The 14,342-nt window shown below is 60.1% G+C and carries 16 protein-coding genes and 1 pseudogene; 12 read left to right on the plus strand and 5 right to left on the minus strand.

Translation table 11 applies throughout. The features are described 5' to 3' along the window. Position 1: 1 nt before the first annotated feature. The 6 genes and pseudogenes from atuD (at position 2) to LOY52_RS18325 (ending at position 5,044) form a co-directional block, all read left to right on the plus strand. Positions 2 to 1,159, plus strand: a complete 1,158-nt coding sequence (atuD, locus tag LOY52_RS18305; protein ID WP_258675516.1) for a citronellyl-CoA dehydrogenase — start codon at positions 2 to 4, stop codon at positions 1,157 to 1,159. Continuing rightward, the gene (locus LOY52_RS18310; protein WP_258675517.1) at positions 1,156 to 1,953 is read left to right on the plus strand and encodes an enoyl-CoA hydratase/isomerase family protein; all 798 of its coding nucleotides are present in this window, start codon (positions 1,156 to 1,158) and stop codon (positions 1,951 to 1,953) included. The genes atuD and LOY52_RS18310 overlap by 4 nt, the downstream gene beginning before the upstream one ends. Positions 1,954 to 2,070: 117 nt before the next feature. Further along, positions 2,071 to 3,553 (plus strand): annotated as a pseudogene (locus LOY52_RS18315) (acetyl/propionyl/methylcrotonyl-CoA carboxylase subunit alpha); the annotation flags it as partial. Positions 3,554 to 3,840: 287 nt separating this feature from the next. After that, complete coding sequence (locus tag LOY52_RS27480) at positions 3,841 to 4,032, plus strand: biotin/lipoyl-containing protein (protein WP_408980442.1); 192 nt, start codon at positions 3,841 to 3,843, stop codon at positions 4,030 to 4,032. 70 nt (positions 4,033 to 4,102) lie between these two features. Next, the gene (locus LOY52_RS18320; RefSeq protein ID WP_258675519.1) at positions 4,103 to 4,645 is read left to right on the plus strand and encodes an exonuclease domain-containing protein; all 543 of its coding nucleotides are present in this window, start codon (positions 4,103 to 4,105) and stop codon (positions 4,643 to 4,645) included. Between the two features lie 114 nt (positions 4,646 to 4,759). Beyond that, the gene (locus LOY52_RS18325; protein ID WP_064391359.1) at positions 4,760 to 5,044 is read left to right on the plus strand and encodes a pyrimidine/purine nucleoside phosphorylase; all 285 of its coding nucleotides are present in this window, start codon (positions 4,760 to 4,762) and stop codon (positions 5,042 to 5,044) included. Between the two features lie 72 nt (positions 5,045 to 5,116). Here LOY52_RS18325 and LOY52_RS18330 read toward each other — a convergent pair whose 3' ends face one another. Next, on the minus strand, positions 5,117 to 5,923 hold the full coding sequence (locus tag LOY52_RS18330; protein WP_258675520.1) for an MOSC domain-containing protein: 807 nt from the start codon (positions 5,921 to 5,923) through the stop codon (positions 5,117 to 5,119). Positions 5,924 to 6,112: 189 nt separating this feature from the next. Next, positions 6,113 to 7,048, minus strand: coding sequence for a chemotaxis protein CheV (locus LOY52_RS18335; RefSeq protein WP_123466466.1), 936 nt, complete (start codon positions 7,046 to 7,048; stop codon positions 6,113 to 6,115). A 454-nt stretch (positions 7,049 to 7,502) separates the two neighbouring features. On the opposite strand from LOY52_RS18335, the gene LOY52_RS18340 reads away from it, so the two are divergent. The 3 genes from LOY52_RS18340 (at position 7,503) to LOY52_RS18350 (ending at position 10,014) form a co-directional block, all read left to right on the plus strand. Beyond that, complete coding sequence (locus tag LOY52_RS18340) at positions 7,503 to 7,973, plus strand: hypothetical protein (RefSeq protein ID WP_258675521.1); 471 nt, start codon at positions 7,503 to 7,505, stop codon at positions 7,971 to 7,973. Positions 7,974 to 8,464: 491 nt separating this feature from the next. After that, positions 8,465 to 9,358: a sensor histidine kinase gene (locus LOY52_RS18345; protein ID WP_258679903.1), complete on the plus strand. Its 894-nt coding sequence runs from the start codon at positions 8,465 to 8,467 to the stop codon at positions 9,356 to 9,358. Further along, positions 9,355 to 10,014 (plus strand): response regulator transcription factor, encoded by a 660-nt coding sequence (locus LOY52_RS18350; RefSeq protein ID WP_258675522.1) that lies wholly within the window; start codon positions 9,355 to 9,357, stop codon positions 10,012 to 10,014. Before LOY52_RS18345 ends, LOY52_RS18350 begins: the two co-directional genes overlap by 4 nt. On the opposite strand, the gene yegS is transcribed toward LOY52_RS18350, so the two are convergent. Further along, a complete protein-coding gene (yegS, locus tag LOY52_RS18355) occupies positions 9,998 to 10,915 on the minus strand; it encodes a lipid kinase YegS (protein ID WP_258675523.1) in 918 nt (305 codons plus the stop codon). The two genes, LOY52_RS18350 and yegS, sit on opposite strands and share 17 nt — an antisense overlap. Before the next feature lie 318 nt (positions 10,916 to 11,233). Between yegS and LOY52_RS18360 the strand changes: the two genes are divergently transcribed. Continuing rightward, entirely contained in the window at positions 11,234 to 11,542 is a 309-nt protein-coding gene (locus LOY52_RS18360) for a hypothetical protein (protein WP_258675524.1), read from the plus strand. A 57-nt stretch (positions 11,543 to 11,599) separates the two neighbouring features. Here LOY52_RS18360 and glp read toward each other — a convergent pair whose 3' ends face one another. Together glp and moaB are read right to left on the minus strand one after the other, a co-directional pair. Continuing rightward, positions 11,600 to 12,826: a gephyrin-like molybdotransferase Glp gene (glp, locus tag LOY52_RS18365; protein WP_258675525.1), complete on the minus strand. Its 1,227-nt coding sequence runs from the start codon at positions 12,824 to 12,826 to the stop codon at positions 11,600 to 11,602. Further along, on the minus strand, positions 12,810 to 13,349 hold the full coding sequence (gene moaB, locus LOY52_RS18370) for a molybdenum cofactor biosynthesis protein B (protein WP_003226719.1): 540 nt from the start codon (positions 13,347 to 13,349) through the stop codon (positions 12,810 to 12,812). The genes glp and moaB overlap by 17 nt, the downstream gene beginning before the upstream one ends. A gap of 82 nt (positions 13,350 to 13,431) precedes the next feature. On the opposite strand from moaB, the gene mobA reads away from it, so the two are divergent. Further along, entirely contained in the window at positions 13,432 to 14,034 is a 603-nt protein-coding gene (mobA, locus tag LOY52_RS18375; protein ID WP_258675526.1) for a molybdenum cofactor guanylyltransferase MobA, read from the plus strand. A 78-nt stretch (positions 14,035 to 14,112) separates the two neighbouring features. Next, positions 14,113 to 14,334, plus strand: a complete 222-nt coding sequence (locus tag LOY52_RS18380; protein WP_027613420.1) for a YgdI/YgdR family lipoprotein — start codon at positions 14,113 to 14,115, stop codon at positions 14,332 to 14,334. Positions 14,335 to 14,342: the final 8 nt, after the last annotated feature.

Below are 14,342 nucleotides of genomic sequence, written 5' to 3' on the forward strand. Positions count from 1 at the left end.
AATGATCTTCACCCCGGAACACGAAGCACTGCGCCGCACCGTCCGCCAATTCGTCGAGCACGAAATCAACCCGCACGTCGATGAATGGGAAAAGGCCGGGCGCTTTCCGATCCACGAGATTTTCCGCAAGGCCGGCGACCTTGGTCTGCTGGGGATTTCCAAACCGGAAAAATTCGGCGGCATGGGCCTCGACTACAGCTATTCGATTGTCGCCGCCGAAGAGTTCGGCACCATTCATTGCGGCGGTATTCCGATGTCGATCGGCGTGCAGACCGACATGTGCACCCCGGCGCTGGCCCGCTTCGGCTCCGATGAATTGCGCGACGAGTTCCTCCGTCCCGCGATTGCCGGCGAGCAGGTCGGTTGCATCGGCGTCTCGGAAGTCGGTGCCGGTTCCGACGTCGCCGGGCTCAAGACCACCGCGCGCAAGGACGGCGACGACTACGTGATCAACGGCAGCAAGATGTGGATCACCAACTCGCCAAGCGCCGACTTCATCTGCCTGCTGGCCAATACCTCGGACGACAAGCCACACATCAACAAGTCGCTGATCATGGTGCCGATGAACACCCCGGGGATCAGCCTCAGCTCGCACCTGGACAAGCTCGGCATGCGCAGCTCGGAAACCGCCCAGGTGTTTTTCGATAACGTGCGTGTGCCGCAGCGCAACCGCATCGGCCACGAAGGCGCCGGGTTCATGATGCAGATGCTGCAGTTCCAGGAAGAACGCCTGTTCGGCGCGGCGAACATGATCAAGGGTCTGGAATATTGCGTCGACAGCACCATCGAGTACTGCAAGGAGCGCAAGACCTTCGGTAATGCGCTGATCGACAATCAGGTGATCCACTTCCGCCTCGCCGAATTGCAGACCGAAATCGAATGCCTGCGGGCGCTGGTCTATCAGGCCACCGAGCAATATGTGAAAGGTCAGGACGTCACACGTCTGGCGTCGATGGCCAAGCTCAAGGCCGGGCGCCTCGGCCGTGAAGTCAGCGACAGTTGCCTGCAATATTGGGGCGGCATGGGCTTCATGTGGGACAACCCGGTAGCCCGCGCCTATCGCGATGTGCGGCTGGTATCGATCGGCGGTGGCGCCGACGAAATCATGCTGGGGATCATCTGCAAACTGATGGGCATCCTGCCGGGGAAAAAGAAATGAGCCCCCTGCCCGATTGCCAGACCTTACTGCTGGAACAGCACGGCGGCGTGCTGCACATCACCCTCAATCGCCCGGACAGCCGTAATGCGATGAGCCTGCAGATGGTCGCCGAACTGCGTGCGGTATTGGCGGGGGTGCGCGATGACCGCGGGGTTCGCGCTCTGGTCCTCAGCGGTGCCGGTGGGCATTTCTGTGCGGGTGGCGACATCAAGGACATGGCCAATGCCCGTGCCCAAGGGGCCGACGCTTACCGCGAGTTGAACCGCGCCTTTGGAGCCCTGCTGCAAGAAGCTCAGGACGCACCACAAGTGCTGATCACCGTTTTACAGGGCGCAGTGCTCGGTGGTGGTTTCGGGCTGGCATGTGTCAGCGATATCGCAATGGCCGATCATCAGGCGCAATTCGGTCTGCCGGAAACCAGCCTCGGTTTGCTGCCAGCGCAGATCGCTCCGTTCGTGGTGCAGCGCATCGGCCTGACCGAGACCCGCCGACTGGCGCTGACTGCGGCGCGCTTCGACGGCCATCAGGCGCGGCGGCTGGGGCTGGTGCATTTTGTCGAGCAGGACCCGCAGGCGCTGGCCGAGCGCCTCGATGAGGTGCTCGACCATGTTTTGTGCTGCGCGCCCGAAGCGAATGCGGCGACCAAAAAACTGCTGCTGGCCAGTGCCGGGCAGCCCTCGAATGAATTGCTGGATGATGCGGCGCGTTGGTTCAGCGAAGCGGTGACCGGGGCCGAAGGGATCGAGGGCACGATGGCTTTCGTGCAAAAGCGTAAACCTGGGTGGGCCCCTTAAAAGCTTCGCGAGCAGGCTCGCTCCCACAGGCTTTGTTAACGATGCAATTCCTTGTGGGAGCGAGCCTGCTCGCGAAGAGGCCAGCCAACCCACCGCCAAATACTCAGGAAGATCAACATGCCCGCCCTCCACAAAATCCTGATCGCCAACCGCGGTGAAATAGCCTGCCGCATCCAGCGCACCGCCCAGGCCCTCGGCTATCGCACCGTCGCCGTATTCAGCGATGCCGACGCCGATGCCCTGCACGTGCAGATGGCCGATCAAGCGGTGAACATCGGCGCCGCAGCGGTGCAGCAGTCCTACCTGAACATCCCGGCAATCCTCGACGCCGCGCGCCGCAGCGGTGCCGACGCGATCCACCCCGGCTACGGCTTTCTCTCGGAAAACGCCGGCTTCGCCCGCGCCTGCGCAGAGGTCGGCCTGACCTTCATCGGCCCCAGCGCCGACGCCATCGAGCTGATGGGCAGCAAGCGCCTGTCGAAAATCGCCATGCTCGACGCCGGCGTGCCGTGCATTGCCGGCTATCAAGGTGCCGCACAGGACGACACAACGTTGTTGCGCGAAGCCGAGCGCATCGGCTACCCGCTGATGATCAAGGCCAGTGCTGGCGGCGGTGGACGCGGCATGCGCCTGGTGCACAGCAGCGAAGATTTACCAGCGCAATTGCGCACCGCCCGCTCCGAAGCGCTGAACGGTTTCGGCAGTGACGAACTGATCCTCGAGCAGGCACTGATCGAACCGCGACACGTCGAGGTGCAACTGTTCGGCGACTGCCACGGCAACCTGATCTACCTCGGCGAGCGCGACTGCTCGGTGCAGCGCCGCCATCAGAAAGTCATCGAGGAAGCCCCCTGCCCGGTGATGACCCGCGAGTTGCGCCAGGCCATGGGCGAAGCGGCATTGAAGGCTGGCCGCGCGGTGAATTACGTCGGTGCCGGCACCGTCGAGTTTCTGCTCGATGCCCGTGGGCAGTTCTATTTTCTGGAAATGAACACCCGTCTGCAGGTCGAGCATCCGGTGACCGAACTGATCACCGGGCAGGATCTGGTCGCCTGGCAACTGGCCGTCGCCGAAGGCCAGCCGCTGCCGCTGACTCAGGATCAGCTCGCGCTGAACGGTCACGCCATGGAAGTGCGTCTGTATGCCGAAGATCCGACGCAGAATTTCCTGCCGCAGACCGGTCGTGTACAGGCCTGGGAACCGGCGTTGATTCCGGGGGCACGGATCGATCATGGCTTGCGCGAAGGTCAGTGGGTCAGTCCGTTCTATGATCCGATGCTCGGCAAGCTGATCGCCCACGGCGCCACCCGCGAAGAGGCACGGCGCAAGCTGCTGCGCGCGGTGCAGGACAGCGTGCTGCTCGGGGTCCAGAGCAACCAGCGTTTGCTGGTCAGCCTGCTGCAACATCCGCAGTTCATCAGCGGTGAATTCAGCACCGCGTTCATCGCGCAGCATTTCACTGACCACCCGTGCCTGCGCGCTTACGCACCCTCCGCCGAGGAACTGGCCATCGCCGCCGTGCTGTTTTATCAGTCTGGCGCGCAGGCACATCGTGCGCCGCTGAAGGGCTGGCGCAACAATGCGGGCGCGCCGCTCGATTACCGCTTAGGCTTTGAACAACAGGACTGGACTGTACAACTGCTTGCGGGCACAAACGGCATCTTCACCGTGAACACGATGGGGCATTCGAGGGAGCTGAAAGTCATCAATTGCGACGAGCGCTCGGTGATACTGGAAGTCGACGGCCTGCGCCAGCGTCACGCCTACCGGATCGATGGCGAAGAACTCTGGCTGTTCACCCACCCCGGCAACCTGCGCCTGGAGGATCGAACTCACGCGCTGATCAGCAGTCAGAGCAGCGTCAGCTCCGGCACCCTGAAGGCGCCGATGGACGGTGCCATCGTCGACGTGCTGGTCAGCGAAGGCAGCCTGGTCAGCAAGGGTCAGTTGCTAGTGGTGCTGGAGGCAATGAAAATGGAGCACCCGCTCAAGGCCGGCATCGACGGCGTGCTCAAGCGGGTGCAGGTCAAGGTCGGCGATCAGGTAAAAAATCGTCAGGTTCTGTTGCAGGTCGAGTGAGTCGCCAGGCGCAAACGCAAGGTTTGACTACGCTCTGATCTATCAGGACGCGTAAATCAGGAAACCTGCGATGCCCCATTGGCTGGTCATTGATCTGGAAGCCACCACAGATGAAGGTGGCTGGCCGGTTACGGAAATGGAAATCATCGAAATCGGCGCGACGCTGGTCGATCGCGCCGGTCGCGAGCAGGATCACTTTCAGCGGTTCGTCAAACCGACCCGGCGGCCGTTGCTGACGCCGTTCTGCCGTGAGCTCACGCACATCACCCAGGCCAACATCGACACCGCACAGCCGCTGAGCGAGGTCTGGCCGGCGTTTGAACGCTGGCTTGGGCAACATCAGACGCGCCTCGAAGGCTGGGCCAGTTGGGGCGATTACGACCGCAAGCAGTTGCTCCAGGAATGGCAGCACCTGCAACTCGACAGCCTGCTCAGCCGGGTGCCGCACATGAACCTCAAACAGCGCTTCGCCAAAGCCCGCCGCCTGGAGCGGCCACTGGGGCTCAACGGTGCGTTGCAACTGGCCGGCATGCAGTTCAGCGGTCAACAGCACCGGGCGCTGGAAGATGCGCGCAATACCGCGCGATTGCTGCCTTTGGTCTTGCCACTCTGAAGTCAGGTCGAGAACCCGCCGGACACGCTCCGGGCAGGTGACGGCGCCCGGAGCGTTGTGCATACTGGCCAGCCTTTTTTAACCCTTTTTTGCCCTTTTCGAGAGGAATCGCCCATGTTCAAAGTCAACGAGTACTTCGACGGCACCGTCAAGTCGATCGCTTTCGGCACCGCTGAAGGTCCGGCGACCATCGGCGTCATGGCCCCGGGCGAATACGAATTCGGCACCGCTCAGCGCGAGATCATGCACGTGGTCTCCGGTGCGCTGACCGTCAAACTGCCGGACAGCGGCGACTGGGAAACCTTCGCCGCCGGAAGCCAGTTCAACGTTCCGGCCAACAGCAAGTTCCAGCTGAAAGTCGCCGTTGATACCGCTTACCTGTGCGAATACCGCGGCTAAGCCCACGGTTTTTCCCGGTGCAAAAAAATGCCCGTGTCCATGGACACGGGCATTTTTCATTTCCGGCCTCGGTTATTCGAGAATTTCTACCGGCATTCCAACTTCCAGACGACCATTGCTGTCGTTGACCAGGTTCTGCCCGAACATCGCGCCATCGGCCTGCGCACGGTATTTCTGCAGGGTTGCCAGCGGTTCGCGATCAGCACTGCGTTCACCGGTCTGCGGATCGATGGTGGTCAGGATGCAGCGCGAGCAAGGCTTTACCACCCGGAACTCGACATCGCCGATGCGAATGCGCTTCCAGCCATCTTCGGCGAACGCCGCACTGCCTTCGATCACCAGATTCGGCCGAAAGCGCAGCATCTCCAGCGGTCGTCCGACCTTTTGCACCAGATCCTCAAGTGACGCTTCGCCAATCAGCAACAGCGGGAAACCGTCAGCGAACGCGACCTGATCGTCCTCACGGCCATAACCGGCCTGCGTCATGCGCGCGCGATCAAGTGGCACCTGCACCAGACGGGTCGGCTTGCCGATGAAATCGCTGACCCAGCGGGCCGCTGCATCACCGGCATCCGGCACGCGCAGGGTGTCACGCCAGATGGTCACGCCGCGCAGCTCGGCATCGTCCTGCGGCAACGGTATATCCTGCGCCGCGTGGTCGGGCGCACTGAGGGTCAGACCGCCCTGCGCATTCCACAGCGCCGACAGCTGGCTCATTTTCGCCTCAGCCCTTTGTGTCAGGAAGCGGCCGCTGGCCTCGTCCACCAGCATCCAGCGTCGGTCACCTTCAAGGCCGAGTTTGTCCAGGCCAATCGATTGCAGAATCTCGGGCTTGCCGGATTTCAACGGGTAACGATAAAGCGCACTCAGACGCAGCATGTCCAGCTTCCTGATGGGCAAAAATGCCACCCTATACGAGCTTTATCTGTGAATCAAAAGAGTTTGTGCACTGCAAACCTTGTGGGAGCGAGCCTGCTCGCGAAAGCGGAAACTCATTCAACACATGTGTCGATATGGAATCCGCCTTCGCGAGCAGGCTCGCTCCCACAGGAGGCTGAAGCGTCAGGATCAGGCAGGCACTTCATCGAGCATCAGACGCTGACGCACCACATCGACCAGTTTGTCCGGCTGGAACTTGGAGAGGAAGTTGTCACAACCGACCTTCTTCACCATCGAGTCGTTGAAGCTGCCGGACAGCGAGGTGTGCAGTACCACGTACAGGCCCCGTAGGCGCGGGTCGTTGCGGATCTCGGTGGTCAGGCGATAGCCGTCCATTTCCGGCATCTCCGCGTCGGTGAATACCATCAGCAGCTTGTCGGTCATGCTCACGCCGGTATCGGCCCAGGCCTTGAGCATGTTCAGTGCCTTCAGGCCATCACTGGCGATGTGCATCTTCACCCCGAGCTGGCCGAGGGTGTCGCGCAGTTGCGAAAGCGCCACGTTGGAGTCGTCCACCAGCAGCACTTCGCGGCCACGGGCACGCTCCAGCACCGGATCGTCAAGCTTGTCGCGCGAAACCTTGGCGTTGTACGGGACGATTTCGGCGAGGACTTTCTCGACGTCGATGATTTCCACCAGTTGATCGTCGACCTTGCTGATCGCGGTCAGGTAATGCTGGCGTCCGGCGCTGGTCGGCGGCGGCAGGATGGCTTCCCAGTTCATGTTGACGATGCGATCCACGCCACCGACGAGGAAAGCCTGCACCGAACGGTTGTACTCGGTGACGATGATGGTGCTGTTCGGTCCCGGCACCAGCGGACGCATGCCAATCGCCTGAGACAAGTCGATCACCGGAAGCGTCTGCCCACGCAGGTTGACCACGCCGCAGACAAAAGGGTGACGCTGCGGCATCAGGGTCAGCTTCGGCAACTGCAGAACTTCCTGAACCTTGAACACGTTGATCGCGAACAATTGGCGTCCGGCCAGGCGAAACATGAGAATTTCCAGGCGATTCTCACCCACCAGTTGCGTGCGTTGGTCTACCGTGTCGAGAATGCCGGCCATCAATGACTCCTGGGCTTGTTCTGATGAATTCACTATTGAGGGGTTATCGGCTGTTTATGGCGATTCTTGATCCCCGGAAAAATCACTATCAAAATGCCATACACAGGCATTGATGTCACATTAACATCATGGTTTACTGGCCCGGTGTTTTCATCTGCTACATTCTCTTCTGGCGCGACCACGGTTTGCGCCACAGGTTCCCGCGTGTAAGGGAATCCCCTAGGAACAATCAGGCCCAACCTGATGTTCGCAATATCCAATAGCCATTAATGTGACGCCATTCTCATTGCATGAACGGAGTCAGGCTATTGTGTGCGATCGCAGGTCAGTGGAACCCCACCCTCTGGAAAACCTCAGCCAGTGCACTTGCACGGCGGGGCGCGATCTGCCGACGGTTCATGATCGTCGACACACACGGCATTCCCTCATCAGACATGACGCTGTGGAGATAAGCATGCCAATCGATCGTAAAGACTGGGCAAAACGCTTTCCCGAATTTCTCGTCGAAGCTGAAACGCTCCTGGCCAAGTCCGAAGAATGCCTGAGCCACCTGCAACTGATCAGCAACGACAAGGACGCCATCGACTGCATGCGCAGCACCCTGCTCAAGCTTGCGAGCCGAGCTGAAGCACTGGCACTGGAGGCGATCTCCGAGTTTTCCCTGCACATTCATAGCCTGCTCGACCACGCGCCGGATCCTGTCGATCTGCATGCACAGGCCCTGGATGCGCTCAAAGACTGCTTCACCCTGATGGCCTGGCAGATCGAACTGGTCGATCAGAACACCGGTCAGTTGAGCCTGGATGGCAGCGAACAGACCTCCCTTATCGAAGCCCTCGCATTTCAGGTGGGTCAAAGCGAATTTCAGCCGCCACTGGCGACTCGAACGCTGCCACTCATGTCTTATTCGGAACGTCAGGCCTGATTCAGTGCTGACAGGCACAAATCGAGGTAACAAATCCGAAGTGCTGAACGTCGCAAATGAATAGTTCGTACCTGCCAGCGACAATTCGAATTAAATAATTTCACCTGACACCAGCGGAAATTTTCTCGCGGCCTCAGGGTTTGCCTGTGTCCGAGTAACGATCAACTTCGAGTAGCATCGATATCTGCCGAACACAATAAAGCGACTTTTTTCCATTATGGAACTCACGTCCAACATGGCGTCTTTCCTGACTCATTGGACATATATGGCGAACGCGACCAACGGTATCTTAAGTGGTATTATGCCGGCCATTAGTTGCTTTCAATTAATGGCACAGTGATTCACTGACAGTTATCCACCGAAGTTGACGGTCAAACATCGTTCACTGAACCTGGTTGAAACCAATAACATAATTGACAGCATTTTCAGACAGAGATCCGCCCGCCACCGGCCGATCTACCCGCAGCGAACATCCATTGGCTCCATCCGTTATGTACGCCAGCCTCAAGTCAATCACCACATGGCCACCGTCCCGGGAAAATGCACGCCGGTTCACACTCATACTGTGTGTCATCACCGCCGTCGGTAGCCTGCTGACCTACGGATTGTCTGCTCCGATCTCACTAGGCCTGCTGCTGCTGAATATCGCCGCCACCGCTTGCGTCTGGGTGCAATATCGACTGTCGCGCAAATCGATCAAGTTCCAGCCTCAGGAACTCGCCGACCGCTTGCTGGAAGTCCAGGAAAACGAACGCCACCGTCTCAGCCGGGAATTGCACGACGACATCGGTCAGTTACTGACAGCGGCCAAGCTGCAAAGCGAATGGCTGAAAAAACGCCTGCCACCCGACTTGCAAGCGCAATGCTCGACACTCTGCGACACCCTTGAAGAAACCCTCAACAAGGTGCGCGACGTTTCCGCCATTCTTAATCCGCGCCAACTGACCAGCCTCGGGCTGGAGGCCAGTCTGCGTGCGCACCTGCTCAAGACCCTGGCGAATACGTCGGTGCACTGGAGCCTCGATTGCCAGCAGCGGCTCAACGGCATTCCGGAAGAAATGGCGGTCGCGGCTTTCCGCATTACTCAGGAAGCGGTGACCAACATTCTGCGTCACGCGCAGGCCAGTAACCTGTTGATCCGCGTGCAACGCCTGCCACAAGGGCTGACGCTGCTGATCAGCGACGACGGCCAGGGATTTTCGCCTGCTGCGGATCCGGGCCGGGAAGGACAACGCGGGATGGCCGGGATGGCCGAAAGGATCGAACAGTTGGGCGGTACGCTGAACGTCATCAGCGAACCGGGCAAAGGCACTCAAATCGAAGCACTGTTCCCCTGGGCGCCCCGTGCACTCGAACGGGCCAGTACGAATAAGGTTATGCGTTGACTTGTAACTTACTTCTGGTGGATGACCACTCGCTGATCAGGGCCGGCGTGCGCGCTCTGGTGCTCGACATTCCCGGCTACGCAGTCGTTGGCGAGGCCAGCGACGGCTCGCAGCTGCTCGAAATGGTTGAGCAACTGGCGCCCGACATCGTGCTGCTGGATATCTCGATGAGGGAAACCGGTGGCCTGGAAGCCCTGCAACGGCTCAAGCGCGTAAGGCCTCATAGCAAGGTGCTGATTCTGTCGATGCACACCGATCCGGCGCTGATCATGCAGGCGCTGGAGTCCGGCGCACATGGTTATCTGCTCAAGGACACCACGGCCACCGAGCTGGAACATGCCCTCGAAGCCCTGCGCAACAACGAGCGCTACCTGAGCCCGGCGATCGCCCACACCGTGATCAATCAGGCGCTGACCCGCACGCAGAAAAACCAGCCGGAAGTGGCCGACTCTCACAACCTGACGGCCCGTCAGCTGGAAATCCTGCGGTTGATCGTGCGCGGCAAATCCACCCGGGAGATCGCCAACGGCCTGGGCCTGAGCATCAAGACCGTCGAAACCCACCGCTCGCAGATCATGAAGCGCCTGCAGATCTACGATGTGGCGGGCCTGGTGCTGTTCGCGGTGCGCGAGCAGATCATCAGCCTGGACGATTGATCGACCGGCCACCGCCCAACAGCGGCGAATGCTCGGGCAAGTGCACCCGCAAGGCTCCCGGACGCGCCTCGAAGCGCAGGCTTTCGCCCTCCAGCGGCTCGCCGTCAAGATTGATGCTCAGGCCTTCGGCGACCTTGATTTCGACCCAGGGCAAACGAGCACGGACAAACATGTTGTCGAGGCCGAAACCGTCGCTGAGCAGGGTCTTCAGTGTGCCCACCAACTCCTGCGGTGCCGGCAGGATGCTGATGTCCAGCAGGCCATCATCCGCCAGTGCCTGCGGACACAATTCATGTCCGCCACCCGCCTGACGGCCGTTGCCGATCCCCAGCGCCAGTAGTTCGCCACTCCAGTGAAAGTCCGGCCCCTGGAGTTCGCCGTAGGCCGCGTGCAACTCACTGAAGCGCGATAAACCGGTGAACAGATAGGCGGCCCCGCCCAGCACTTTTTTCAGATCCTCGGACGTATTGGCCGTGACCTGGCTACCAAAACCGCCGGTCGCCATGTTGAGGAAAATCTGCCCGCCGACGGCGCCCAGATCAATGTCACGCGGCGGTACATCGAGAAGCTCAAGCGCTTCGGCCGGCTCCAGCGGGATCCCCGCCGCACGGGAAAAGTCGTTGGCCGTGCCCAGTGGCAACAGCACCAGACTGGCCTTGTGCGCATGCGCGGAAAGGGCCTCAGCGATATCGCGCAAGGTGCCATCACCGCCCCCGGCGATGATCTGCCGGTAGCCACCCGCCAGTGCCTCTTCGACCAGACGCTGAGCGTCACCGGCCTCCCAGGTCAGACGTACCGCCAGTTCCCAGCCTTGCTCGCGCTTTGCTTCGACGGCGGCGCGAACCGCCTCATTGAGTGCCTGCTTGCCATGCAGAATCAACAGCGCCCTGCGTTCACTCATAACGGTTACTCCCCACAATTGAATCGGTATGAAACATCTTGACCACTGACGCACGCAAAAAAGTCGCAACAATTCCATTTAATTCAAGCCACCGATCTCTCGCGTCCTACACGGCGGTATTTTTTCTTACAACATGTGAGGAATCGGCTCAATTGACCGGGCCTGCTCATTGATTCACCGTGTGCAGGCTGTATCAATTTTCGACTCAACAACACAAGGATGTGCAGGTAATGATTGGATACACCCTCGGAGCTGGTGGCAGTCTGGATGACGGGAAGGCCGGTGCGCTTACATTTGAAACAGCCGATGGACATTTCCATGCAAAGCCATGAAGCCAGAATTGCAAATAGTCCGGTTGCCCCTCTGGACGAAAGTCGCGCCAGTCACAAATCCGATTTCAGAAAGAACGCCAGAACCGCTGGAGAAGTTGATATGGAACCGCGCGTGACCGAACTGGAAACCCACCTCAAATACATTCGTCGGGATATGGACGAAGTTCGCGGGGATGTAAAGACCATCAAGCACCGTCTCGCCTATTCAGCGGGTGCAACGGCAGTGGTGTTGGGACTGCTGGGGTGGGTTGCCAATAGCCGGTTCGATCAGTTGGTCACACTGATGAGCCATTGACAGAGGAATGCAGGCATCGACGCGGTATCGGTCGAGCCTGCAGTCACCCGGCGCGGATCAGCCGAGCAGGTCACTCAGTGGAATGAACCCAACCTCATCGCCCTCTACCAGCGTACGACCTTCCAGCACTTCCACCAGACCATCCGCCCACGCCGCGCTGCGCAGCACGCCGGAGCTTTGATTGCGGTAGATGATCGCCCGCCCCTGCTCGAGACGACCGCGCAGGTATTCGCGCCGATTGCCGGCCACAGGCCAGACAAAACCTGCCGGTACCGTAAACTTCAGGGGTTCGACATCTTGTACACCCTGACGCCGTAACAAGTAGGGCCGCGTGAGCAGAGCAAAGGTCACCAGTGTCGAAGCGGGATTACCTGGCAAACCGATGACCGGCACCTTGCGGAAATGGCCGAATGTCAGCGGTTTACCCGGTTTGATGGCCAGTTTCCACAGCGCCAGCTCGCCTTCTTCCCGCAATGCGAGGCCAAGAAAATCCGCTTCACCGACCGACACGCCTCCGGTCGAGAGAATCAGGTCGACACCCTGCAAGTCGCCAAGGCGCGCCCGTGTGGTCGCCAGATCGTCCGGAAGAATGCCGGCATCAATCACTTCACAACCCAGGCGCTGCAACCAACTGCACAACACCACCCGATTGCTGTTGTAAATCTGCCCCGCTCCCAACGGCTGGCCCGGCTCGACCAGTTCATCACCGGTGGACAGCACTGCCACTCGAACCTTGCGCACCACGTTCAGCCCGGCACAACCCAACGACGCCGCCAGACCTTGCTCGATCGGTCCCAGCCGGGTACCTGCCGCCAGAATCAACTCACCCACGGTGGTTTCCTGGCCCTGCGGACGAATGTTCTGGCCGACGCACATGGTTTCGATGAAACGCACACTGCCGTCGGCTTGAACCTCGGCGTTCTCCTGCATTTCCACACAATCTGCCCCGGCAGGCACTGGCGCGCCGGTGAAGATCCGTGCGCAGGTTCCGGATTTCAACGGTTCAGGCGCCTGCCCGGCGAAGACTTTCTGGCTGACCGGCAGCGGTGCACCGGTCCAGTCGGCCAGATTCAGGGCATAACCATCCATGGCGCTGTTTGGCCAGGGCGGCAGATCCAGGGTCGAAACCAGGTCTTCGGCGAGCACCCGCCCTTGCACCTCAGCCAATGGCAGAAACTCGCGTTCGACAATCGGCGAGGCTTCAGCCATTTCCAGCAGGCGGGCCAACGCTTGCTCGACAGGCATCAGGCTGCCGGTCTTGCCCGGCTTACCCACGGGATTCACAAGGCGCCGCCTGCTTCAGGTGAGGGACGAAGTTGCACGGACGGTGCCGCGAATCCAGCTGTTCGGCGAGAATGCCGTCCCAACCTGTACGCACCGCATTGGTCGAACCTGGCAGGCAGCATACCAGCGTGCCATTGGCCAGACCGGCCAGTGCCCGCGACTGCACGGTCGAAGTACCGATATCGGCCACCGAAATCTGCCGGAACAGTTCACCGAAGCCGTCAACCTGCTTGTCGAGCAGACAAGCCACGGCTTCAGGCGTGCTGTCACGCCCGGTGAAACCAGTGCCGCCGGTAATCAACACGACCTGCACTACGTCCTCGGCAATCCAGTGGGCAACTTGCGCGCGGATTTTGTACAGGTCATCTTTGAGCAGGACCCGTTCGGCCAAGCGGTGACCGGCAGCAGTCAGGCGGTCGACGAAGACCTGGCCTGAGGTGTCGGTTTCCAGGGTTCGGGTATCGCTGACAGTCAGCACCGCAATGTTCAGCGGCGCAAAAGGTACATCGGCCTTGGCTTTCATTAGGCTCGTCCAGTTGTAGGAGAAACAGCCCGGTGTTATATCACAGCGCTTGAATTTTTCGCCGCCCCGCTGGAGAGCTGCCATGACCTCGAATACGCCATTGCCCCCCTGCTCCATTCTGCTCCTGGCAGGCGGACGCGGCCAGCGCATGGGCGGCCAGGACAAAGGGCTGGTCGAATGGCAGGGTGAGCCGCTGATTGCGCATTTGCAGCGCAAGGTGCGACCGCTGACTGACGATCTGATCATCTCCTGCAATCGCAATCACGAGCGTTATGCAGCCTATGCCGATCAATTGGTCAGCGATGAGGAAGGCGATTTTCCTGGCCCCCTGGCGGGCATCCTTGCCGGACTCAAGGCCGCCCGCCAGCCACACCTGCTGGTCTTGCCCTGCGATGTGCCGCGAATCGACGCAGCGCTATTGCAGGACATGCGTGAAACCGCCGGCCAGTTTCCTGAAAAACCTTTAATGTTGCGTCACGACGACCACTGGGAACCCCTGCTGTGCGTGATCCCGGCAGCCCTTCTGCCGGCGTTCGAAACCGCCTGGAACGCTGGTGAACGCAGCCCCGGCCGGGTCATGCGCAATCTCGGCGCGACTGCCCTGCAATGCCCGGACAATGACCCGCGACTGGCCAACCTGAACACCCCCGAACTGTTAAATACGCACAACACTGTGTCAGACTGACAGCATTCAAGGAACTCTCACGCCTTGTATACGTCTCAAGCTCAGTAACCAAAAGTATTCCCATTCGGAGACACACCCATGACTCAACGGACCCTCGCCACTTTCATGCTCGCACTGGGCCTGGCTACCCTCGCTGGTTGCTCCTCGCCAACAGTGCTTACCTTGAATGACGGTCGCGAAATCCAGGCCGTCGACACCCCGAAATACGATGAAGATTCGGGCTTCTACGAGTTCAAACAACTGGACGGCAAAGAGACCCGCATCAACAAGGATCAGGTTCGTACCGTTAAAGAGCTGTAAGCTTTACG

This window comes from Pseudomonas sp. B21-051, assembly GCF_024748795.1.
GTDB classification, from domain to species: domain Bacteria; phylum Pseudomonadota; class Gammaproteobacteria; order Pseudomonadales; family Pseudomonadaceae; genus Aquipseudomonas; species Aquipseudomonas putida_A.